This window comes from Arthrobacter pasteuri (genome assembly GCF_054510955.1).
The window spans coordinates 1,534,765-1,556,549 of the sequence record NZ_JBTNDO010000001.1 but is presented as its reverse complement, the minus strand read 5'-3'; the positions used below and the strand labels follow the sequence as shown (position 1 = coordinate 1,556,549).

Genomic DNA, 21,785 nt, shown 5'->3' with positions numbered 1-21,785 from the left:
GTTCCTCCCGAGAGGGCTGGGTAAGTATGCGCTTCATGGAGACGCCGGGCCAGTGGGCACGAAGGGCGTTACCGAAGATGGTGTTGGCATGAGATTAGTCACAATCGCCCTGCAATAAAAGCGCAAGATTCTGGAGATAACAGTGCACAATAGGTGCATGATCGATCCCCGGCTCACAACTCTGCGGGTGTTCGCCCGGTGTGGCACTGTCGGTGCAACTGCGGAACTCACAGGGTTCTCTCCCTCCGCCGTTTCCGCGCAATTGCGCGAACTCCAACGTGTGCTGGGAATGCAGCTGCTGACGAAGGACGGCCGGGGCGTGCGGCTGACCGCCACGGGTCGCTTCCTCGTGACAGGCTCGGACGCTCTCATCGCGGAATGGGAGAGCCTGCGCGCCGCGGCCCTGGAGGCCGGCGACCAGGTCCAGTCCAGTTTCGGCCTCGGTGGATTTTCCACGGCGGCCGCCCAGTTGCTCGCGCCACTGGCCGCCACCCTGCGCTCGACACGCCCCCTTCTGAAGGTGCAGCTACTCGAGGCCGAACCGGCCCGCTGCTTCGACCTGCTGGTCGCCGAGCGGATCGACCTTGCGGTCGTCGTCGCCATGCAGTCAGACGCCCATGTCGAGGACGATCCGCGCTTCGAGCAGACCGTTCTGCTCGACGATCCCCTGGACGTGATTCTTCCCTCCGAGCATCCGTTGGCATCCCGGGAGACGGTGACGCTCGACGAGCTGGCGTCGGAACCCTGGATCACCGAGGCCGCCGGGTCCACCTACCATTCCCTGTTCGCCGCGGCGTTCACGGCAGTCGGGGCGACACCTCGGATCGCCCACGAGGCCGTCGAATGGGAGACCCTGATCGCCTTCGTCGGTGCGGGGCTGGGCGTGGGCCTGCTGCCGCGACTGGCGCCCCTGCATGGTGCCGAGAACGTGGTCCGACTGCGCATTACCGGCAGGGGGAAGCCCTCGCGCCGCATTGTCGCTGCGGTACGTAGGGGCAGCATCGCATCGCCCCTGATCCAGGAGTCGCTCGGTATCCTGCAGGTCAGGGCCAATCGGATCCTCACCGCCCGGCCCGACGCCGATCTCTGAGATCGCGTGGCCGCGATGCGCTGCCGACGGGCCTGCAGGTCCAGGAGGCCGTCGCGGAAACGAGAGGTGGCGGCGTGCCGGCCCGTGCGTACGCCTCGGCGGCACGGGCCGGAACAGGCCGCATGCCGCCGAGGCGGGTTGCTACTCGAGGTGCGCAGCTATCAACTGGACGGGCTGGAGCCCCGGCGCTCGACGGTCGGGATGATTCCCGTCGCGGGTCCTCCAGGACAATCCGAGTCGGAGCACTTCTCCGCGCACTCGTGCTTCGTCACGAGGTCGAACTGCACGCCGCCGTGTTGTTCCACGCCGGTGCGTATGGCCCGCTCCACGACGGAGGTGGCCAGGCGACGCCGCAGGGAGAGAGGATCCCGACGCAGGTCCTTGGTGAGGGCGAAGCAGAGCAGCAGCATGACGATGACGAACGGTAGCGCTGCCACGATGGTGATCCGTTGCAGGCCCGCCAGGGCTTCGGATGGTTCATCGCCGCCTGCCAGCAGCATGACCGCCGCCACGGCGCCGGTGAGGCAGCCCCAGAAGATGACGACCGCGCGGCGCGGATGCTCGGCGCCATTGGAACTGAGTGATCCCATCACGATGGACGCAGCGTCGGCGCCCGTGATGAAGAAGATGGCGACCAGGACCATGGCCAGCACGATCACGGCACTGGTGGCCCAGTCGGACATGCTCAGGTTCTTGATCAGGTCGAACAGCGCCCCGTCGAAGTTGACGGACGGTGTCCCGTCGACCACGGTGACCAGGCCGGGCGTGTTGGCTTCGTCGGCTTCCTGCTGGACGTTGAAAGCAGCGCCTCCGAAGATGGCGAACCAGATGACACTGACGAGGCTGGGCACCAGCAGCACACCGGTGACGAATTGGCGGATGGTGCGGCCGCGGCTGATGCGGGCGATGAAGAGGCCTACGAACGGCGTCCAGGACACCCACCAGGCCCAGTAGAAAATAGTCCAGCTGGTCATCCAGCTACGCAGCGACTCATCGCCGACCGCTTCGGTCCGTGACGACATCTCGGCGAGGTCCCGCGCGTAGTCACCCACCGCGGACGGGATCAGGTTGAGGATGAAAAGGGTGGGTCCGGCGACGAAGACGATCAGTGCAAGGACGATGGCCAGGACCATATTGATGTTGGAGAGCCACTGGATGCCGCGGCTGATGCCGGAGACGGCCGAAGCGACGAAGCACAGGGTCAGGACGGCGACGATCACCACGAGCACAGGGGTGCCGATCTCACCGAACCAACCGTTGGAGGTCATGCCGCTGCCGATCTGCAGGGCGCCGAGGCCCAGCGATGCGGCGGTCCCGAACAGGGTGGCGAAGATGGCCAGGATATTGATGAACTTCCCGACCGGCCCTTCGACCGTCCGAACGCCGAAAAGAGACGTGAAGGCGACGGAGATCAGTTGCCGGCGGCCCAGCCGGTAGGTCCCGTAGGCCATGGCGATACCCACGACGGCGTACATGGCCCAGGGGTGCAGGGTCCAGTGGAAGATCGAGGTGGCCATGGCCGTCTGGATCGCTGCGGGTGTCCTTCCATCCACTGTTCCGGGCGGGGGCGAGATGTAGTGGTAGAGCGGTTCGGCCACGCCGTAGAACATCAGCCCGATGCCCATGCCCGCGGCGAACATCATCGCGACCCAGGAGACAGTGCGGAATTCGGGCTTCTCGCCGTCCTTGCCCAGCGGGATGTTGCCGAACTTGCCCAGGGCCAGCCACAGGACGAAGACCACGAACAGCGATGCCATGAGCATGAAGAACCATCCGGTGTACTCCATGACCCAATTGAGGGCTCCGGTGGACGTCTCGGACAGGCTGTCGCGGCCGGCAAAGCCCCAGATGACGAAGGCAATGGCGATGGCGCCCGTGATCCCGAACGTGACCTTGTCGAGAACGAGCTTATGGTTCCGGCGATCCGCGACTGCTTGCTCGGTCCTGGCGTGACGCAGCTCTTCGAGGATCTGTTCGGACTCGGCATCGGACTCCGAATCGGACACGGCATCGGACACGGGGGGTGCGGCTCCTTCCTCGGGATCGAGGACAGCAGGTTGCCTGTCTCCTCCGGCGCCTTCGCCCGCAGGCAACTCCTCGGGTACGTGGGATTTCAGGTCACTATCAAAAGCCATGAGCGGGTCCTTTGCTCGGTGAGGCATGAGTCTGCGATCGGCCGCGGCCCTCGGAAGTTGGACCGAGCGGAAAGGTGCGGCCTCGAATGATCCGACGGTCACGATGGTGCCGTCGACGAGGCGAACTTCGTGGGTCCACCCCCTCCACCTTCGGGGGATCATGTTTCATGAACACACTTCTTTCGTGTTCAGGGGATTAACGCTGATATGTCCTGCCCGTGAGCGTTGATATATCAGTGATACTTTAGTTCACAGTGGGGTGCACGTCCATAGCTCGGGCGCGCGAATAGGATGGATCGGGAACTGGGGCGTCGAGGCCCGGGCTCATCGGGAGGAGACCTGGAGATGGCAGACGCTGGCGGAGAACCGGTGCAGGCGGAGGTTCCGTCAGCGCCCCTGAGGCAGGACGACGAATCCTTCGCCGACTTCGCCTACCGGATCCTGTGCGACGAACTGATCGTCCTGGACATCAAGCCGGGCGAGCCCCTCAACGACGACGTCATCTCCCGGCGACTCGGCGTCGGCAGGACGCCGATCCGCGAAGCCATGAAACGGCTCGAGAGCGACCATCTGGTGGTGGCCTACCCCCGGCGCGGAACGTTCGCCGCCGGTGTGGACATCACGGACCTGGCTGAGATCTCAGAGATCCGACAGCTCCTGGAGCCGGCGGCAGCTGCGCGGGCTGCACGACATGCCTCGCCGCAGCTCCGGAGCGAACTCCGGGAGTTCGCGCGGGAAGTCGGGCAGCTGTTGCCGGGGATGCAGTTCCAGCAGGATCTCATGCGTCTGGACATGCGGGTCCATCGGATGATCTACCGGGCCACCGGAAGCAGGCATCTCGAGGACGTCCTGATTCGATACGACAACCTCGCAACGCGGATCTGGAGCCTGGTGCTCGAAAAGCTTCCGCCGGTGTCCGAGCACATCGCCCAGCACATCGAGCTGCTCGAATACATCGCGGCGGGGGACTCCGAAGCTGCTGCGCGGTTGACCAGCCGCCACGTCACCGATTTCGAGAACCACATCAGGGCTGTGCTGTAGCCGGCCCGTACCCGCTCGGCACAGGCGGACACGGGAGAAGCCGCTCAGGGCTCTCCTGGGATGGCAGGGGGTCATCCGACCGATTCCGGGACCAGGGTACGCGACTGTTCCCGCGCGGCCTCGGTCGTGTGCAGCAGAAGCAGGGATGTGGTGACGGAGCCGACGCCCCCCGGGACAGGAGTCAGGGCCGCGGCGATACCCCGCACGCTTCCCTCGTCGACGTCCCCGGCGAGGGATCCGTCGGGAAGGACATTGGTGCCGACGTCGATCACGACGGCTCCGGACGAGATGTGGCTGCCGTTCAGCAGGCCGGTGCGCCCGGCTGCGACCACGACGACGTCGGCGGTCCTGGTGTATTTGTGCAGCGGGCCCGACCTGGAGTGGCAGACGGTGACCGCGGCGTCGCGCTCCAGCAGCAGCAGGGACAGCGGCTTTCCCACCACGGCGGAACGGCCGACGACGACCACGTTCCGGCCTGCCAGCGGAATGTCGAAGTGGTCGAGGATCTCGATGACGGCGCGGGCAGTGGCCGGTGCGAACGAGGGCCGGCCCACGGCAAGGCGGCCAAGGCTCACCGGGTTCGCACCATCGACGTCCTTCTCCGGAGCGATGTGCCCCACCAGTTCATCCGATCCCACGCCGGGAGGCAGAGGCGTCTGGAGGATGATTCCGTGAACGGATGGATCCTCGCTGAGGTCTTGCAGGACCTCAGCGAGGATCTGTCCGGTGGCACCGGGGCCGAGGTCCACGATCCGGCACCTGATGCCGGCACTTCCGGCGGCACGTTCGATGGACCGGACATACCAGTGCGTGGAGCCGTCATCCGTGGCGACGACCACTGCGAGTGTGGGGCGGAGCCCGTCGGCTTCGAGGTCGCGGGCCTCCTGGTGGGCCTTCTCCCTGATCGTCTGTGCCAGCTGCTTTCCGGAGAGGAGTGCGGCGCTCAACCGAGAATCCTGCCACGCACGCGCCCCACGAGGGAGTCCGCTGCCAGAACGACCTTCTCCTCGAGGCCGTCGGTCTGGTCGGCCAACCGGGACCGGGCTTCGGCGTCCTTGATGGCCACCACGTTGATGTCGATGTTCACGCGGGCGGTGGTTGCGGCTGCGCGGGCTGCATCGGCGGCAGCCGCGACATCGCTGATCACGGTGGCATTCGCGACCTCGAAAAGCTCCGTGGCAAGATCCACGATGGTGCCGGCGAGCCTGATGAGCTGGGCGGGTGTTTGCGCCGCCAGAATGAGCGCCTCACCGATGGAGGCCGCCCGTGCGGCTCGGAGTTCATCCGTACCGGACGGAAGTCTGTACGCATCGATGACGCCTTGGAACGCGACCTCGTCGGCATCCGCCAGACCCAGGGCCTCGGCAACCAGTGAGTCGGCAGCGCGAATGATGCGTTGGACGAGCTCGTCGTGCTGCTCGTATTTCGGGCCGGTGGTGTATCTGGCAACCATGGCGACAAGAGCTGCCCCCTGGGCGGCGTGGAGCGCTGCGGCTGCACCGCCGCCGGGGGTTGGTTCACGCGAGGCAAGCCTTGCGAGGTATGCGTCGATCGTTTCTGACCTGATCAAGTGTCCTCCTGGGCTGAAGCTTGAGTCGACCGGCAGGGTGTGGGCCGCCAGGGGCAGCGGCCCGGACTCTGGTTGTGAGGGAACGAGTCCGGGCCGCTGCCCGTGAAACGGCCCGGCGGGTGGGTCAGCCGCGGAGCCTGGTCATCGTGGGGTCGTAGAGCGGATCCGCGGTGACTGTGGCCTGGATGCGCCGTCCGAAGTACTCGATTTCCACCGAGTCCCCGAGGCTGACTTCGGCAGGAAGATACGCGTAGGCGATCGGTTTGGCGACCGTGTAGCCGTAGGCGGCACTGGTGACGTAGCCGACTGCCTGGTCCTTGTAGAAGACCGGTTCCTTGCCCAGTACGAGGCTCCGGCCGTCGTCGACCGTCAGGCAGCGCAAGCGGCGGGCGGAGTTCTCCTCGGTGCGGCCTTCCAGGGCGGCCTTTCCGACGAAGTCCTCCTTGGTCATCTTCACGGCAAATCCGAGGCCGGCTTCGAGGGGGTCGTGCTCGGTGGTCATGTCGGTGCCCCAGGAGCGGTAGCCCTTCTCCAGGCGTAGCGAGCTGAAGGCGGCCCGACCCGCGGCGATGACGCCATGGGGCTGCCCGGCTTTCCATAGGGCATCCCAGAGGCGCTGGCCGTTGTCCGCGCTCGTGTACAGTTCCCAGCCCAGCTCGCCGACGTAGGACAAGCGCATCGCGGTCACGCTGACGCCGCCGATGACGACCTGCTTGGCCCGGAAGTAGCGAAGACCGTCGTTGGAGAAGTCGTCGCTGCTGACAGTGCTGATCAGGTCCCGGGCGAGGGGGCCCCACAAGCCGATGCAGCAGGTGCCGCCTGTGGTGTCACGCACCTGTACCCAGTCGCCGGCGGTTCCGTTTTCGGTCTGGTGGCGTGCGGCCCGCTCGAAGTAGGCGGTGTCGATGTTTCCGTTGGCCCCGAGCTGGAAGGTGTCCTCGCTCAACCGGGCCACGGTGATGTCGCTTCGGATGCCGCCGGCGTTGTCCAGCACGAGGGTGTAGGTGACTGCCCCGGGCTTCTTCGACAGGTCCCCGGTGGTGAGCCCCTGCAGCAGCTTCAGTGCTCCCGGGCCAGAGATTTCGAGGCGCTTGAGTGGGGTCATGTCGTACATGGCCACCGCGGTACGGGTCTTCCAGGCTTCAGCGGCTGCGATGGGCGAGCTGAACATCGCGGACCAGGCGTCGCGGGCCGGGGGCTGCCACTCGGCGGGCATCTCCTTGAGCAGGTCCGCGTTCGCTTCGAACCAGTAGGGGCGCTCCCATCCGCCGGACTCCAGGAAGACCCCTCCCAGGGCTTTGTGGCGGGCGTGGAAAGGGCTGACGCGAAGGTTGCGGGGGGACAGCTTGGGCTGCAGCGGGTGCAGGACGTCGTAGATCTCCACGAAGTTCTGCTGGGACGTCTCGCTGACGTACTCGGGGGTCAGCTGGACCTCTTCGAAACGGTGGATGTCGCATTCACCCAGGTCGATCTCGGACTTGCCGGTGGTCAGGAGCTCCGCGACGGCCCGGGCGATACCGGCCGAGTGGGTCACCCAGACGGCTTCGGCCACGAAGAAGTTGTCGAGCTCCTTGGACTCACCCACCAGGGCCCCGCCATCGGGCGTGAAGGAGAAGATGCCGTTGAAGCCGTCCTCGATCTCGCATTCCCGCAGTGCCGGAAGCAGCTGCTTGGTGTCCTCCCAGGCCGGGAGGAAGTCCTCCAGGGTGAAGTCGAGACGGGAGGGCATGTTGTGATCGCTGATGCTGTCCGGGTCGTAGGAGCCCAGGTCATCGAGGTCCACGGGCATGGGACGGTGCGCGTAGGAACCGATGCCGTAGCGGTCGCCGTGTTCGCGGTAGTAGAGGTCCCGGTCCTGGTGACGCAGGATCGGCAGCGACGCTCCGTTGGGAAGTTCGTTGTGGCCCTTGCGAGCCGGCACCGGAGTGGTTTTCACGTACTGGTGGGCCAGAGGGAGAAGGGGCACGACCATGCCGATCATCTCGCCGATCTTGGCGCCCCAGAAGCCTGCGCAGGAGACCACGATGTCGGCGGGGATGACACCGTCCGGAGTCACGACGCCGGTCACGCGGCGGTCGGACTGCTCGATGCCCGTGACCGTGGTGTTGCCCAGGTACTGGACGCCTGCGGCTTCCGTGCGCTTGATGAGCAGCTGGACGGCACGGGCGGCACGCGCCAGGCCGTCGGTCGGGACGTGGAGCCCGCCCAGGATGTCCTCCTCGTTCAGGAGCGGGTAGAGCTCCTTGCACTCGGCGCTGGAGAGGATCTTTCCACTGATTCCCCAGGAAGCGGCATATCCGAGCTTTCGCTTCAGATCCGCCAGGCGTGCCTCGGTGGTGGCGACTTCGAGGCCTCCGACCTGGTCGAAGCAACTGACGCCGTCCTCGGTCAGGGACAGGAACTTCTCGACGGTGTACTTGGCGAACGAGGTCATGGTCTTCGAGGGGTTCGTCTGGAAGACGAGACCCGGGGCGTGGGACGTGGAACCCCCGGGCATGTTCAGAGGCCCCTGGTCCAGGACCGTGATGTTGTTCCATCCCCGGGTGACCAGTTCGTCGGCGAGGTTCGTGCCGACGATTCCAGCTCCGATGATGACGATGTTTGGCGTCGATGCCATGTGGCTTCTCCTGCTGATATCCATGGGTTGTCTGTGCTGGTCTGGTGGTTCGTGCTTACCGGAACACGACGGTGCTGGTCCGGTCCAGCAGCACCCGGTGCTCGCAGTGCCACCGCACCGCGCGTGAGAGAGCCAGTGCTTCGGCGTCCTGGCCGACCGTCGAGAGGGCGGTCGGTCCATAGCTGTGGTCCACCCGAATGACTTCCTGTTCGATGATGGGCCCTTCATCCAGTTCCGCCGTCACGTAGTGGGCCGTTGCGCCGACCAGTTTGACGCCGCGATCGTAGGCCTGGTGGTAGGGGCGTGCACCCTTGAATCCCGGAAGGAACGAATGGTGGATGTTGATCGCACGGCCCTCGAGAGCGCGGCAGAGGTCGTCGGACAGGACCTGCATGTACCGGGCCAGCACCACGAGGTCGATGTCATGCTCGTCCACCAGGTCCAGCAGGCGGCGTTCGGCATCCGACTTCGTCTCGGGAGTGACCGGGAGGTAGATGAAGGGGAGGCCGGCGGCCTCGGCCATGGCCCGGTGGGTCTCATGGTTGGAGACCACGAGGGCGATCTCACCCCCCAGGCTGCCACCGCGCCAGCGGAAGAGCAGGTCGTTCAGGCAGTGGCCGAACTTGGACACCATCACGAGGATGCGTTGCTTCGTCTGGTCATGGAAGCTGAACTTCATGTCGAAGCGGTCGGCGATCGGGCGGAACTCCTCCTGGAGCCTCTCCGGGTTGTAGGCAGAGGAGCCCGAGAAGGCGGAGCGCAGATGCAGTGTCTGGCGGAGGCCGTCATCGAACTGCTGGTGCTCGTCGATGTTGAAACCACGTTCGAAGAGAAAGGTGGTGACCGCCTGGACGATGCCCGCACGTTCGACGCACGACAGCGTCAACACGAACTTCTGCGTCTGGTCTTCCGCGTGGGCCTCCGACTGGGGCAGCGTGCTGGTCGATGAATCTGTTGCCACTAGGGTCATGTCCCCTCCTTTTGGATATATTCAAACGTTGCGTACTGATATATTAGGTCTGAGAGAGAGCGTATACTGGTTCTGCAGGAAGGGTCAAGAGCCCTCCCGGTTCGAAGGGGAAAGGGGTTCGTGCCATGGCTTTGGAAGTTCTGGCAGTCGCCGATGAGGCAAAGAGGTCGTTGGCCGACGTGGCCTACGAGCGCATCCGGGACCGGCTGCTGATGCTCGACATCAAGCCCGGCGACCTCATCAACGACGACGCCCTCGCCAAGGACCTCGGCGTCGGCCGGACCCCGGTGCGTGAAGCCCTGAAGCGGCTGGAGTTGGATCGCCTCGTCGTCTCCTATCCGCGGAGGGGTACTTTCGCCACCCGGGTGGAGGTCACCGATCTGGCGTTCATCTCCGAGATCCGCACCCAGCTCGAGCCGCTTGCCGCCTCCCGGGCAGCGCGGGTGGCGACGGAGTCGATGAAGGAGCAGTTGCGGGCCGTGATCCGCGCGGTCGAGGCCTTCGACACGAGTGCCGCTTCGGTCGTCGAGACCCTGCGCCTGGATGCCCGCGTGCACCAGGGCATCTACGCGGCGGCCGGCAACCCCCACCTCGAAGACGTCCTGATCCGCTACGACAATCTGGCGACGCGGATCTGGTGCATGGTCCTGGACCGCCTTCCCGACCTCTCCCGTCACGTGCATGAGCATGTGGACCTGCTGCGCGCGGTCATCGACGGGGACGAGGCCCGGGCCGCGGAGCTCGCGCGGGTGCACGTCAGTGGTTTCGAGCACGCGGTGCGAGAAGCGCTCTTCGCCGCCTGAGTCGGATCACCCGAACCGCCGGCCAGCTGTTGACACCCTCGGGGGTCGGTAGAATACTTGTTCTCAATCACTAATATATCAACCGGATATTAGTTGCAGACATAGGAGACAACGATGGTCGACGTTCTGACCCGCTCGCTCGCAGAGACCGATCCCCAGGTTCATGCCGCCGTGCAGCAGGAACTGCTGCGCCAGCAGGGCACGCTGGAGATGATCGCCTCCGAGAACTTCGCCCCGACCGCGGTCATGGAGGCGCAGGGATCCGTCCTGACCAACAAGTACGCCGAAGGCTACCCGGGTAAGCGGTACTACGGCGGCTGCGAGCACGTCGACGTCGTCGAGCAGCTGGCCATTGACCGCCTCACGTCCTTGTTCGGCGCCGGATTCGCCAATGTGCAGCCCCACTCGGGTGCCCAGGCCAATGCAGCGGCGATGTTCGCCCTCATCCAACCCGGCGACACCATCCTGGGGCTGAACCTCGCGCACGGAGGCCACCTGACACACGGGATGCGCATCAACTTCTCCGGCAAGCTCTACAAGGTCGTCCCGTACGGGGTGCGTGAAGAAGACCACCTGATCGACATGGCCGAGGTCGAGCGCCTGGCGGTCGAGAACAAGCCGCAGCTGATCGTCGCCGGCTGGTCCGCCTACTCCCGGCAGCTGGACTTCGCCGAGTTCCGCCGCATCGCGGACCGAGTAGGTGCCTACCTTATGGTGGACATGGCGCACTTCGCCGGCCTGGTGGCCGCAGGGCTCCACCCCAACCCCGTGCCTCACGCCCACATCGTCACGAGCACCACGCACAAGACCCTCGGCGGCCCGCGCGGTGGTGTGATCCTGACCAATGATGCCGCCATCGCCAAGAAGGTCAACTCCGCGGTGTTCCCCGGACAGCAGGGGGGGCCGCTGGAGCACGTCATCGCCGCAAAGGCTGTTGCTTTCAAGCTCGCTGCCGAGCCGGAGTTCCGCGACCGCCAGGAACGCACCCTCGAAGGCGCCCGCATCATCGCAGAACGCATGCTGTCCGCCGATGTCGCAGAGTCCGGCGTGACGGTCGTCAGCGGTGGTACCGACGTGCACCTGGTCCTGGTGGACCTGCGCAATTCGGAGTTGGACGGCCAGCAGGGCGAGGACCGCCTGCACCGGATCGGGATCACGGTCAACCGCAACGCCGTGCCCTTCGATCCGCGTCCGCCCATGGTCTCGTCCGGTCTCCGTATCGGCACGCCGGCCCTGGCCACGCGTGGCTTCGGGACGACGGAATTCACCGAGGTCGCGGACATCATCGCCGCGGCACTCAAGCGCGAGTTCAGCGACGAGACCGTGGCGGAACTCCGTCAGCGGGTCGAAATCCTGGCGGGGAAGTTCCCCCTCTACCCCAACCTTTCCTCCGACGCGACCGAGGTGGCATGATGGCCGATCTGCTTCCGGAGCACCCGGAATTCCTGTGGCACAACCCGACTCCCAAGAAGAGCTACGACGCGGTGATCGTCGGCGGCGGTGGGCACGGCCTCGCCACCGCCTACTTCCTGGCCAAGAACCACGGCATGACCAACATCGCGGTCCTGGAGAAGGGCTGGCTGGCGGGCGGCAACATGGCCCGGAACACCACCATCATCCGGTCCAACTACCTGTGGGACGAGAGCGCTGCCATCTACGAGCACGCCCTCAAGCTCTGGGAGATCCTGCCCGAAGAGCTCGAATACGACTTCCTGTTCAGCCAGCGCGGCGTGATGAACCTGGCTCACACCCTGGGGGATGTCCGCGAGAGCATGCGCCGGGTCGGAGCGAACAAGCTCAACGGCGTGGACGCCGAGTGGCTCGACCCCCAGCAGGTCAAGGAACTGTGCCCCATCCTGAACATCAGTGACAACATCCGCTATCCGGTCATGGGCGCCACCTACCAGCCGCGCGCCGGCATCGCTAAGCACGACCACGTGGCCTGGGCTTTCGCGCGCAAATGCGACGAGCTCGGCGTGGACATCATCCAGAACTGCGAGGTCACCGGTTTCCTGAAGGACGGGAACCGCGTCGTGGGCGTCAAGACCAACCAGGGGACCATCTCCACCGAGAAGGTGGGGCTGTGCGCTGCCGGCCACAGCTCGGTCCTGGCCGAGATGGCCGGGTTCCGGCTCCCCATCCAGTCCCACCCCCTGCAGGCCCTGGTCTCCGAACTCCACGAACCGGTCCACCCCACCGTCGTCATGTCCAACCACGTCCACGTCTACGTCTCCCAGGCCCACAAGGGTGAACTGGTCATGGGAGCCGGCGTCGACTCCTACAACGGGTACGGCCAGCGCGGCTCCTTCCATGTGATCGAACACCAGATGGCCGCCGCCGTCGAACTGTTCCCCATCTTCGCGCGGGCGCACGTGCTGCGGACCTGGGGCGGGATCGTTGACACCACACTTGACGCCTCACCCATCGTCGGTACCACCCCGGTGGACAACATGTTCGTGAACTGCGGATGGGGTACCGGCGGGTTCAAGGGGACGCCCGCGGCGGGGCTCACCTTCGCCCACACCATCGCCACGGGGACGCCGCACGAGCTGAACAAGCCGTTCGCGCTGGAGCGGTTCGAGACCGGCGCCCTGATCGACGAACACGGCGCAGCCGCCGTGGCCCACTAGAAGAGAGTCCGGACATGCTCCTCATCTCATGCCCCAACTGCGGCTCCCGCGACGAGACCGAATTCCACTACGGTGGCCAGGCCCACGTGCCCTACCCCGAGAATCCGGCAGCGCTGGACGACCGCCAATGGGCGGAGTTCCTGTTCTACCGCGACAACACCAAGGGCGCCTTCGCCGAACGCTGGCTCCACAGCACCGGGTGCCGCCAGTGGTTCAACATGCTCCGTGACACGGTTACCTATGAGATCCAGGCCGTCTATCCCATGGGCGCGGACCGTCCGGACAGGGCCGCCGCGACACCCGAGTCCGGCACAGCCAGCACCGCCCCGGACAGCACCACCACCGGGACCGCGGCTCCGGACATCTCCGGTACAAGCACAGGCCCCGCCAGCACCCCCGCCCCGGAAGGAGCAACCAAGTGACTTCCCAGAACTTCCGCCTCGATGCGGGCGGACGCATCGACCGCACCATCTCCTGGCGTTTCAGCGTGGACGGCGAGGAATTCATCGGTCACCCCGGCGACACTCTAGCCTCGGCCTTGCTCGCCAACGGCCGCATCACCGTCGGCAACTCACTGTACGAGGACCGCCCCCGCGGCATTCTGTCCGCCGGCGTGGAGGAATCGAACGCCCTGGTCAAGGTGCACCCACGCTTCCCGGGCCATGTGGCCGAGTCCATGCTGCCGGCAACAACCGTCACCCTGGTGGACGGCCTGAAGGCAGAGCTGCTCAACGGCCTGGGCAAGCTGGACCCCGAGGACGACCGCGCCGAGTACGACAAGAAGTACGTCCACACCGACGTGCTGGTCATCGGCGGCGGTCCCGCAGGCCTGGCCGCTGCCCGTGAGGCCGTCCGCACCGGCGCCCGCGTCATGCTCCTCGACGACCAGCCCGAGCTCGGCGGATCCCTCCTCTCCGGGTCCACGGCTCCGGGTCTGGCCGAGACCATCGAGGGCAAGCCGGCCCTGGAATGGGTGGCGGACGTCGAGGCCGAACTCGTGTCCGCCTCCGAATCCACCGTCCTCAACCGGACCACCGCCTTTGGCGCCTACGATGCCAACTACGTCATCGCCGTCCAGAACCGCACCGACCACCTGTCCAGCCCCGCAGCCCCCGGTGTCTCCCGCCAGCGCATCTGGCACATCCGTGCCGCGCAGGTGGTGCTGGCCCCCGGCGCCCACGAACGTCCGCTGGTCTTCGAGAACAACGACCGCCCCGGCATCATGCTGGCCTCCGCAGTCCGCAGCTACCTCAACCGGTACGCAGTGGCTGCGGGGCGCCGTGTGGTCATCAGCACCACCAACGACAGCGCCTACGCCCTCGCTGCGGACCTGCGCGCCGCCGGCGTCGAGGTGGCGGCCATCGTCGATGCCCGTTCGAGCCTCACGGAGGTGGCGGCCGCCGCCCTCGGAGCCGGCTCCCGCGTGCTGGTCGGCAGCGCGGTGGCCGACACCTCTTCGGACGGCACCGGACGCCTGAGCGCCGTCACCGTCCGCGGCATCAACGACGACGGCGAACTCACCTCCGACGTCGAGGAGATCACCTGCGATCTGCTGGCGGTCTCCGGCGGCTGGAGCCCGCTGGTGCACCTCCACTCCCAGCGGCAGGGCAAGCTGCGCTGGGACGACGAGCTGGCCGCCTTCGTGCCGAGCACCGTGGTCCCCAACCAGCAGACCATCGGTTCCGGCCGCGGCAGCTTCGACCTCGCGGACGTCCTGGCGGAAGGTATCTCCGCCGGCGTAGCCGCCGCCACGGCCGTGGGCTTCGAGTCAGCCACGCAGCCGTCCGTTCCCGGCGAGCCGAAGTCCTCCGCCCCGACCCGCCAGCTGTGGCTCGTCCCGGGTCAGACCGGCACGCCGGATGACTGGCACCACCACTTCGTGGACTTCCAGCGCGACCAGTCCGTGGCCGACGTCCTGCGCTCCACCGGTGCCGGCATGCGCTCGGTGGAACACATCAAGCGCTACACCTCCATCAGCACCGCCAACGACCAGGGCAAGACCTCGGGTGTCAACGCGATCGGCGTCATCGCCGCCGCACTCCGCACGGCCGGCGAAGCGTCGCGCGGTATCGGCGACATCGGCACCACCACGTACCGTGCGCCGTTCACCCCGGTGGCCTTCGCAGCACTCGCCGGACGCCAGCGCGGGGAACTCTTCGACCCCGCCCGCAAGACGTCCATCCACCCGTGGCACGAAGCGCACGGTGCCCTGTTCGAGGACGTGGGACAGTGGAAGCGCCCCTGGTACTACCCGCAGGCAGACGAGGACATGGACACGGCCGTGCTGCGCGAGTGCGCGGCCGTCCGCGAATCTGTCGGCTTCATGGACGCCACCACCCTCGGAAAGATAGAGATCCGCGGTAGGGATGCCGGCGAGTTCCTCAACCGGATCTACACCAACGCCTTCAAGAAGCTAGCGCCAGGTTCTGCCCGCTACGGCGTCATGTGCATGGCGGACGGCATGATCTTCGACGACGGCGTCACCCTCCGTCTCGATGACGAGCGCTACTTTCTGACCACCACCACGGGCGGTGCCGCCAAGGTGCTGGACTGGCTCGAGGAATGGCTCCAGACCGAATGGCCCGAACTCGACGTGCACTGCACCTCGGTGACCGAACAGTGGAGCACCATCGCCGTCGTCGGGCCGAAATCCCGGGCCGTCATCGCCAAGCTGGCACCGGGGCTGGCAGCGGACGGCGGGCTGGAGCCGGAAGCCTTCCCCTTCATGACCTTCCGCGAGACCACCCTCGCCTCCGGAGTGCAGGCCCGGGTCTGCCGGATCTCGTTCTCCGGCGAACTGGCCTACGAGATCAATGTGCCGTCCTGGTACGGGTTGAACACCTGGGAAGCCGTGGCCGCCGCCGGCGCCGAGTTCGACATCACCCCCTACGGCACCGAGACCATGCACGTGCTCCGTGCCGAGAAAGGCTACCCGATCGTCGGCCAGGACACCGACGGCACCGTCACCCCGCAGGACGCGGGCATGGAATGGGTTGTTTCCAAGGCCAAGGAATTCATCGGCAAGCGGTCCTACGCCCGGGCCGATGCCTCCCGCGAGGACCGCAAGCACCTGGTCAGCGTGTTGCCCGTGGACCGTTCGTTCCGGCTCCCCGAAGGCACCCAGCTGGTGGAGCAGGGCATCGGCGTCGACCCTGCCGCCGGGCCCGTTCCGATGCAGGGCTTCGTCACCTCCAGCTACACCAGTGCCGCCCTGGGCCGGACCTTCGCCCTGGCACTGATCAAGAACGGCCGCAACCGCATCGGGGAGACCCTGGTGGCCGCCGCAGGGGACCAGCTGGTCGACGTCGTCGTCGCCGAAACCGTGCTTTTCGATCCCGAAGGGACCCGCAAGGATGGCTAACACAGCAGCACTCAACGGCATTTCTGGACTCCGGGACATCCGGCGCAGCCCTGCCTCCCACCTGACCGCCGCGATGGAGGCCGGCTCCGTCGAGGGGACGGTGATCCTCGAGGAGGGCCCGTTCCAGACCATGGTGGGCCTCCGCGTTGACCCCCGCTCCGACGAAGGCTCACGGGTCGCCGCCGTGGTCGGCAGCCTGCCGTCCCGCTGCGGTGGAGTGGGCGGCGCCGACGGCGTCAGCGTCCTCTGGCTGGGACCCTCCGAGTTCCTGGTGGTCGCGCCGGAAGGCGCGCACGACTCACTCGGCGGCGACCTCATCGGTTCCCTCACCGCCGCCCTGGGCGGGGCCCCGGGCCAGGTGGTGGACCTGTCCGCGAACCGCACCACGTTCGAACTCTCCGGCCCCCGGGCGCGCGCCGTACTGGAGAAGGGCTGCTCCTTGGACCTGCACCCCCGCAGCTTCCCCCCGGGAACAGCCCTGAACACGGAAGTGGGCAACATCCCGCTGGTGCTCGAGAAGACGGGGGAGGAGAGTTTCCGGCTGTTCCCGCGCGCCTCCTTCGCGGACTTCCTGGGCCGTTGGCTGCTCGATGCGATGCGCGAGTACGCCTCGCCGGAAGTCCCCTGACGGTCACCGCTGCCCTTTCTCCGACAGGATCATCTGCCGGGCCATCCTGACACGAAGGAACGACACAGTGGCTGTAGGAGTTTTCGACCTCTTTTCCATCGGGATAGGACCTTCGAGTTCGCATACTGTCGGGCCGATGCGGGCCGCCGCGGTGTTCAGCGAGGAACTGAAGGCCTCCGGCATCCTCGCGGATGTGGAGTCACTGCGGGTCGACCTCTACGGGTCGCTGGCTGCGACAGGGCACGGGCACGGAACCATGACGGCCATCCTTCTCGGCCTCGAGGGTTTCCACCCGGAGCTGATCCGGCCCGAGGAGGTGGAGGAGCGGCTGGCGACCATCGCCGGCACCGGCATCCTGCAGCTTGGTCGAAGCGTGTCCTTGCCCTACGGGGTCAAGGACATGGTCCTGCGCCCACTGACGATCCTGCCGCGGCACACCAACGGCATGACATTCACGGTCTACGGCCCGGCCGACCGGGTCCTCCATACGGCCACGTTCTTCTCGGTCGGCGGAGGTTTCATCGTGCGGGACGGGGAGGAGGACGCCGCCCGGCAGGAACTCGAGTCCTCGAAGAAGGAGCTCCCGCTCCCGTTCCGCACCGCCGCAGAGCTGCTCGAACACTGCCGTCGGACCTCCCTCGGCATCAGCGACGTGATGCTGACCAACGAGAAGGACAGCCGCACGGAAGAGGAGATCCGGCAGGGCCTCCTTCACATCTACTCGGTCATGGAGAGCTGTGCAGAGGTCAGCCTCACCCGCGAAGGGCTGTTGCCCGGTGGGCTCAAGGTCCGTCGGCGGGCCCCCGACTGGCACGACCGACTGTTGAAGGAGGACAAGGACCGCGACCCCAAGTACTGGCAGGAATGGGTGAACCTGATAGCCCTTGCCGTCAACGAGGAGAACGCTTCCGGGGGCAGGGTCGTCACCGCGCCGACCAACGGAGCGGCGGGCATCATCCCCGCCGTGTTGTACTACGCCCTGCACTTCGCGCCCGGCATGCAGGACGCCGATCAGCAGGATCGCGACGACGTGGTGGTCAGGTTCCTTCTCACCGCCGGTGCTGTCGGAGTCCTGTACAAGGAACAGGCCTCGATCTCGGGTGCGGAGATGGGCTGCCAGGGCGAAGTGGGCTCTGCATCGTCCATGGCTGCCGCCGGCCTGGCCGAAGTGATGGGCGGCAGCCCGTCGCAGGTTGAGAACGCGGCCGAGATCGCGATGGAACACAATCTTGGTCTGACCTGCGATCCCATCGGTGGCCTGGTCCAGGTGCCCTGCATCGAACGGAACGCCATCGCCGCGGCGAAAGCGATCAACGCCGCCAAGATGGCGCTCTGGGGAGACGGCGTCCATCGGGTGTCCCTCGACGAGGTCATCATCACCATGCGGGAAACAGGCAGGGACATGAGCTCCAAGTACAAGGAGACGGCCATGGGTGGGCTGGCCGTCAACGTCGTGGAGTGCTGAGCAGCCATGACATGGCATGAGAATCTTGACGGTCGGGGCACCTGCCCGAAACCGCCCTTGGAAGCACGCTTGCGGGCACCGCGTGCACGGCAGCAGGTCACGGACTGTTTCGTCGCTCTCACTGCTCTTCTGGTCATGGCGGTCATCCTGTACTTCACGTTCCAGTACGACGCCTGGTGACCCGCTCCGCAGAAGGTCCTGGCCGGCCCCGGAAAGGCATCGGTCGACCCTGCCTCACCGCATGACGCAGAAGCAGCAGATCAGTACCGCAGTAGATCGATCACAATCTCGATGAGGAGACAGCATGCAGCAACTCGCGAACCGGCTCGAACGTCTGGGCACCGAAACCGCCTTCAGCGTCGCCCAGGCAGCAGCTGCCTGGAAGTCGAAGGGGAACCTCGTGTACCCCTTCCATCTCGGCGACATCAACATCCCTACGGCCCCGCATATCGTCGAAGCCATGAACCGGGCCATCGCCGACGGTCACACGGGCTATTGCCCGGGTCCCGGCATCCCGCAGTTGCGCGAGGCACTCGCCGAGGACATCGGGGCCCGCCGAGGCATCGAGTTCACCCCTGACAACGTGGTCGTGATGACGGGCGGCAAGCCCGTGATCACCAAATTCCTGCAGGCGGTCATGAACCCGGGCCAGGAAGTGCTCTATCCCAACCCCGGCTTCCCGATCTACGAATCGCAGATCGAGTACCTCGGAGGCACAGCGGTGCCGTACCGCTACCTGCCCACCAGTGAGGGCTTCGCGATCGACCTCGACCAGGTGCGCGCATCGATCACCCCGAAGACCGTCGCCATCATCTACAACGACCTGCAGAACCCCATCTCGGCTGAATCGACATCGGCCGAACGGGAGGCGGTCGCACAGCTCGCCCAGGAGCACGACCTCTGGGTACTCTCCGATGAGGCGTACTTCGAGACACGCTACGAGGGTGTCTCCAGCTCCATCGCCTCGCTTCCCGGCATGGCCGAGCGCACCGTGATCCTCTATACGTTCAGCAAGAAGTTCGCCATGACGGGATCCCGTCTGGGCTGCGCCGTCGCCCCTCTCGCCATCGCCAGGATCCTCAGCACACTCAACACCAACGACGAGTCGTGCACGACGCACTACGTTCAATGGGCCGGCATCGAAGCACTCCGAGGCACCCAGGAACCCGTCCAGCAGATGCTCGATGTCCTGCGCGAGCGACGGGATGCCGCCTGCGAACTCGTGAACGACATCTCCGGAGTGCAGGTCGCGGTGCCGAAGTCGACGTTCTACCTCTTCCCCGACGTCACCGAGGCCATGCAGCGCATGGGGTACACGGCAGTCGGCGACTTCGCCTCCACAGCCCTCCACGAGACCGGCGTCTCCTTCTGCACCCGTGAGCACTTCGGACGCCGCCAGCCCGGTGAGGAGCGGCAGTACATCCGGCTCGCCTACTCGGGCATCGACGTCGCCGACATCCGCGACGGCCTCGGCCGCCTGCGCAAGTGGATCGAGACGGCATGAGCCGGGTCGTCGTCACGGGACAGATACCCGAAGCCGCGATCGAGAAGCTTCGCGCCGAGCACGACGTGGACGCCTGGCAGAGTCGGGAGTCGATCGGCCGCGAGGAGCTCCTGCGCCGGGTAGCCGGTGCCGACGCCGTGGTGAGCCTGCTCACCGAACGCATCGACTCCGAGCTGCTCGACGCCGCCGGCCCGCAGCTCAGGGTGGTCGCGAACGTCGCCGTCGGCTACGACAACATCGACGTGCCGGCCTGTACCGAACGGGGCATCGTGGCCACCAACACCCCTGGCGTCCTCACGGACGCCACGGCCGACATCGCGTTCGGCCTGATCCTCCTGGCGACCCGCCGGCTCGGCGAGGGCGAACGGCTGATCCGCTCCGGCCAGGCCTGGAAGTGGGGCATGTTCTTCCTGCTCGGCAGCAGTCTGCAGGGCAAGACCCTCGGCATCGTAGGCATGGGCGGCATCGGCCAGGCCACCGCGCGCCGGGCCAAAGCCTTCGGCATGGATATCGTGTACCAGTCGCGCAGTGAGCTCGACTCGCGGATCGCCGCAGAGCTGGGCGCCCGGCGCGTCGACCTCGACGAGCTGTTGACCGTCTCCGACATCGTCTCCCTGCACTGTCCCTACGGGCCTGCCACTCACCACCTGATCGGCGTCGAACAACTCGCGGCCATGAAGGATTCGGCCTATCTCATCAATACCGCCCGCGGGCCCATCGTCGACGAAGCAGCCCTCGCTTCCGCCCTTCGCGAGGGACGGATCGCCGGCGCGGGGCTCGACGTCTTCGAGAACGAACCCCGCGTGCACCGCGGGCTGCTCGAGCTCGAGAACGTCGTGCTCGTCCCTCACCTCGGTTCCGCCACCGTCGAGACCCGTACTGCCATGGCAATGCTCGCAGCGGACAACACCCTCGCCGTGCTCAGCGACGAACGACCACCCGCGCCGATCAATCAGAGGTGACCAGCGCACACGCGGGAGAGGGCAACGGCATCGATGACTGTCGGGACGCGGCCCCGGCATCCACCTGGCCGCCGCATCGGAACCCGTCGTATGCGTCAGCGTGGGGCGCCGCTGTCAGCGGGATGCACCGTCACGCCTTTGGCCATACTCTGGCCAAGTGAGTACAAACACCGTCAAGCCCGGCCAACAGATCGACCGGCAGGCGCGCATTCTCGAAGCGGCGCTCGATCTGCTGTCGCGCCACGGCATCTCGGGTGTCAGTATGCGCGCGGTGGCCCGGGAAGCCGGCGTCGCCCTCGGGCTGGTGAACTACTACTACGAAGACAAGATGAGCCTCATCCGCGCGGCCCTGCACAGTGTGGACGAACACGACCTCGCTCTGGTTGCGTCGGACCCGGCGCTGCCCCCGGACGAACAGCTCCGGAATGCCCTGCGCCGGGTTGCGGGCCCGGAACTCCTGACCACGCGGTACCTGTCCCTGCGCCTTCATCTGTGGGGGCTCGCCAGGGCGCACGAAGATTTCGCCCTGATCAACGCCGCAGCCTTCGACCGATACCTGGACGGGCTCGCCGCCCTGATAGGAAAGGCCAAGCCTGAGCTGCCTGCCAGGGAATGCAAAGAGCGGGCCGCCGACATCGTCGTCCTGCAGAACGGCATGTGGCTGACCGCGCTCCTCGGCGTGGACAAAGAATCCATCCGGCGAAGTATCGCCCGCACCGAAGAGATCGCCTTCGCGGCATAGCGGCCGCGAACCGCCACTCTCCGGCACGGCGGCACCCTGCAATCCCTGAGGTCATGCCCGACCCTGAATTCCGTCATATACCGCCAGAAGCGCGACACATGTGAAGGGCAAGGGCGCGTTCCCCCATCTCAGCGCAGGTCGAATGTTTCACGCTCGTTATTTTTTGAACGTTTGTCCAGTTTTGCTATTGAACAGTCGTTCAAGGTGGACTACTCTCCCTGAATATGACCTACGCCACACCAGGGGATACCGCGGATTCTCCGGCTG

General features: G+C 66.2%; 17 protein-coding genes. 12 read left to right on the top strand and 5 right to left on the bottom strand.

Translation table 11 applies throughout. The annotated features are described in order from the left end of the window. The first annotated feature begins 157 nt into the window (after positions 1 to 157). Positions 158 to 1,090, top strand: a complete 933-nt coding sequence (locus ACX80H_RS07275; RefSeq protein ID WP_459312154.1) for a LysR family transcriptional regulator — start codon at positions 158 to 160, stop codon at positions 1,088 to 1,090. A 161-nt stretch (positions 1,091 to 1,251) separates the two neighbouring features. Here ACX80H_RS07275 and ACX80H_RS07270 read toward each other — a convergent pair whose 3' ends face one another. Further along, positions 1,252 to 3,225, bottom strand: a complete 1,974-nt coding sequence (locus ACX80H_RS07270; RefSeq protein WP_459312152.1) for a BCCT family transporter — start codon at positions 3,223 to 3,225, stop codon at positions 1,252 to 1,254. Positions 3,226 to 3,570: 345 nt separating this feature from the next. On the opposite strand from ACX80H_RS07270, the gene ACX80H_RS07265 reads away from it, so the two are divergent. Then, the gene (locus ACX80H_RS07265; RefSeq protein WP_459312150.1) at positions 3,571 to 4,266 is read left to right on the top strand and encodes a GntR family transcriptional regulator; all 696 of its coding nucleotides are present in this window, start codon (positions 3,571 to 3,573) and stop codon (positions 4,264 to 4,266) included. A gap of 71 nt (positions 4,267 to 4,337) precedes the next feature. On the opposite strand, the gene ACX80H_RS07260 is transcribed toward ACX80H_RS07265, so the two are convergent. The 4 genes from ACX80H_RS07260 to purU all read right to left on the bottom strand — a co-directional run bounded on the left by ACX80H_RS07260 (position 4,338) and on the right by purU (position 9,423). Further along, positions 4,338 to 5,213: a bifunctional 5,10-methylenetetrahydrofolate dehydrogenase/5,10-methenyltetrahydrofolate cyclohydrolase gene (locus tag ACX80H_RS07260; RefSeq protein WP_459312149.1), complete on the bottom strand. Its 876-nt coding sequence runs from the start codon at positions 5,211 to 5,213 to the stop codon at positions 4,338 to 4,340. Then, complete coding sequence (locus ACX80H_RS07255; RefSeq protein ID WP_459312147.1) at positions 5,210 to 5,836, bottom strand: cyclodeaminase/cyclohydrolase family protein; 627 nt, start codon at positions 5,834 to 5,836, stop codon at positions 5,210 to 5,212. The genes ACX80H_RS07260 and ACX80H_RS07255 overlap by 4 nt, the downstream gene beginning before the upstream one ends. 124 nt (positions 5,837 to 5,960) lie before the next feature. Continuing rightward, positions 5,961 to 8,453, bottom strand: a complete 2,493-nt coding sequence (locus tag ACX80H_RS07250) for a GcvT family protein (RefSeq protein ID WP_459312145.1) — start codon at positions 8,451 to 8,453, stop codon at positions 5,961 to 5,963. 55 nt (positions 8,454 to 8,508) lie between these two features. Beyond that, positions 8,509 to 9,423: a formyltetrahydrofolate deformylase gene (gene purU, locus ACX80H_RS07245; RefSeq protein ID WP_459312143.1), complete on the bottom strand. Its 915-nt coding sequence runs from the start codon at positions 9,421 to 9,423 to the stop codon at positions 8,509 to 8,511. Between the two features lie 125 nt (positions 9,424 to 9,548). On the opposite strand from purU, the gene ACX80H_RS07240 reads away from it, so the two are divergent. The 10 genes from ACX80H_RS07240 (at position 9,549) to ACX80H_RS07195 (ending at position 21,518) form a co-directional block, all read left to right on the top strand. Continuing rightward, on the top strand, positions 9,549 to 10,226 hold the full coding sequence (locus ACX80H_RS07240; RefSeq protein WP_459312141.1) for a GntR family transcriptional regulator: 678 nt from the start codon (positions 9,549 to 9,551) through the stop codon (positions 10,224 to 10,226). 114 nt (positions 10,227 to 10,340) lie between these two features. Continuing rightward, on the top strand, positions 10,341 to 11,639 hold the full coding sequence (gene glyA, locus ACX80H_RS07235; RefSeq protein WP_459312139.1) for a serine hydroxymethyltransferase: 1,299 nt from the start codon (positions 10,341 to 10,343) through the stop codon (positions 11,637 to 11,639). After that, a complete protein-coding gene (locus tag ACX80H_RS07230) occupies positions 11,636 to 12,856 on the top strand; it encodes a sarcosine oxidase subunit beta family protein (protein WP_459312137.1) in 1,221 nt (406 codons plus the stop codon). The genes glyA and ACX80H_RS07230 overlap by 4 nt, the downstream gene beginning before the upstream one ends. A 14-nt stretch (positions 12,857 to 12,870) precedes the next feature. After that, positions 12,871 to 13,278, top strand: a complete 408-nt coding sequence (locus ACX80H_RS07225; RefSeq protein ID WP_459312136.1) for a sarcosine oxidase subunit delta — start codon at positions 12,871 to 12,873, stop codon at positions 13,276 to 13,278. Further along, positions 13,275 to 16,217, top strand: coding sequence for a sarcosine oxidase subunit alpha family protein (locus tag ACX80H_RS07220; RefSeq protein ID WP_459312135.1), 2,943 nt, complete (start codon positions 13,275 to 13,277; stop codon positions 16,215 to 16,217). Before ACX80H_RS07225 ends, ACX80H_RS07220 begins: the two co-directional genes overlap by 4 nt. Then, complete coding sequence (locus ACX80H_RS07215; protein ID WP_459312133.1) at positions 16,210 to 16,845, top strand: sarcosine oxidase subunit gamma; 636 nt, start codon at positions 16,210 to 16,212, stop codon at positions 16,843 to 16,845. The genes ACX80H_RS07220 and ACX80H_RS07215 overlap by 8 nt, the downstream gene beginning before the upstream one ends. Positions 16,846 to 16,912: 67 nt before the next feature. Beyond that, positions 16,913 to 18,310 (top strand): L-serine ammonia-lyase, encoded by a 1,398-nt coding sequence (locus tag ACX80H_RS07210; protein WP_459312132.1) that lies wholly within the window; start codon positions 16,913 to 16,915, stop codon positions 18,308 to 18,310. A gap of 304 nt (positions 18,311 to 18,614) precedes the next feature. Continuing rightward, a complete protein-coding gene (locus tag ACX80H_RS07205) occupies positions 18,615 to 19,814 on the top strand; it encodes a pyridoxal phosphate-dependent aminotransferase (RefSeq protein ID WP_459312130.1) in 1,200 nt (399 codons plus the stop codon). Further along, on the top strand, positions 19,811 to 20,776 hold the full coding sequence (locus ACX80H_RS07200) for a 2-hydroxyacid dehydrogenase (RefSeq protein ID WP_459312128.1): 966 nt from the start codon (positions 19,811 to 19,813) through the stop codon (positions 20,774 to 20,776). Before ACX80H_RS07205 ends, ACX80H_RS07200 begins: the two co-directional genes overlap by 4 nt. Positions 20,777 to 20,933: 157 nt before the next feature. Further along, positions 20,934 to 21,518, top strand: a complete 585-nt coding sequence (locus tag ACX80H_RS07195) for a TetR/AcrR family transcriptional regulator (protein ID WP_459312127.1) — start codon at positions 20,934 to 20,936, stop codon at positions 21,516 to 21,518. The last annotated feature ends 267 nt before the right edge of the window (positions 21,519 to 21,785 follow it).

What these genes read in the sequence shown, in the direction of transcription:
- ACX80H_RS07275 (WP_459312154.1), top strand. Translation starts at nt 158, where the DNA reads ATGATCGATCCCCGGCTCACAACTCTGCGGGTGTTCGCCCGGTGTGGC.
- ACX80H_RS07230 (WP_459312137.1), top strand. Translation starts at nt 11,636, where the DNA reads ATGATGGCCGATCTGCTTCCGGAGCACCCGGAATTCCTGTGGCACAAC.
- ACX80H_RS07265 (WP_459312150.1), top strand. Translation starts at nt 3,571, where the DNA reads ATGGCAGACGCTGGCGGAGAACCGGTGCAGGCGGAGGTTCCGTCAGCG.
- ACX80H_RS07215 (WP_459312133.1), top strand. Translation starts at nt 16,210, where the DNA reads ATGGCTAACACAGCAGCACTCAACGGCATTTCTGGACTCCGGGACATC.
- ACX80H_RS07250 (WP_459312145.1), bottom strand. Translation starts at nt 8,453, where the DNA reads ATGGCATCGACGCCAAACATCGTCATCATCGGAGCTGGAATCGTCGGC.
- ACX80H_RS07205 (WP_459312130.1), top strand. Translation starts at nt 18,615, where the DNA reads ATGCAGCAACTCGCGAACCGGCTCGAACGTCTGGGCACCGAAACCGCC.
- ACX80H_RS07240 (WP_459312141.1), top strand. Translation starts at nt 9,549, where the DNA reads ATGGCTTTGGAAGTTCTGGCAGTCGCCGATGAGGCAAAGAGGTCGTTG.
- glyA (WP_459312139.1), top strand. Translation starts at nt 10,341, where the DNA reads ATGGTCGACGTTCTGACCCGCTCGCTCGCAGAGACCGATCCCCAGGTT.
- ACX80H_RS07200 (WP_459312128.1), top strand. Translation starts at nt 19,811, where the DNA reads ATGAGCCGGGTCGTCGTCACGGGACAGATACCCGAAGCCGCGATCGAG.
- purU (WP_459312143.1), bottom strand. Translation starts at nt 9,423, where the DNA reads ATGACCCTAGTGGCAACAGATTCATCGACCAGCACGCTGCCCCAGTCG.
- ACX80H_RS07270 (WP_459312152.1), bottom strand. Translation starts at nt 3,225, where the DNA reads ATGGCTTTTGATAGTGACCTGAAATCCCACGTACCCGAGGAGTTGCCT.
- ACX80H_RS07225 (WP_459312136.1), top strand. Translation starts at nt 12,871, where the DNA reads ATGCTCCTCATCTCATGCCCCAACTGCGGCTCCCGCGACGAGACCGAA.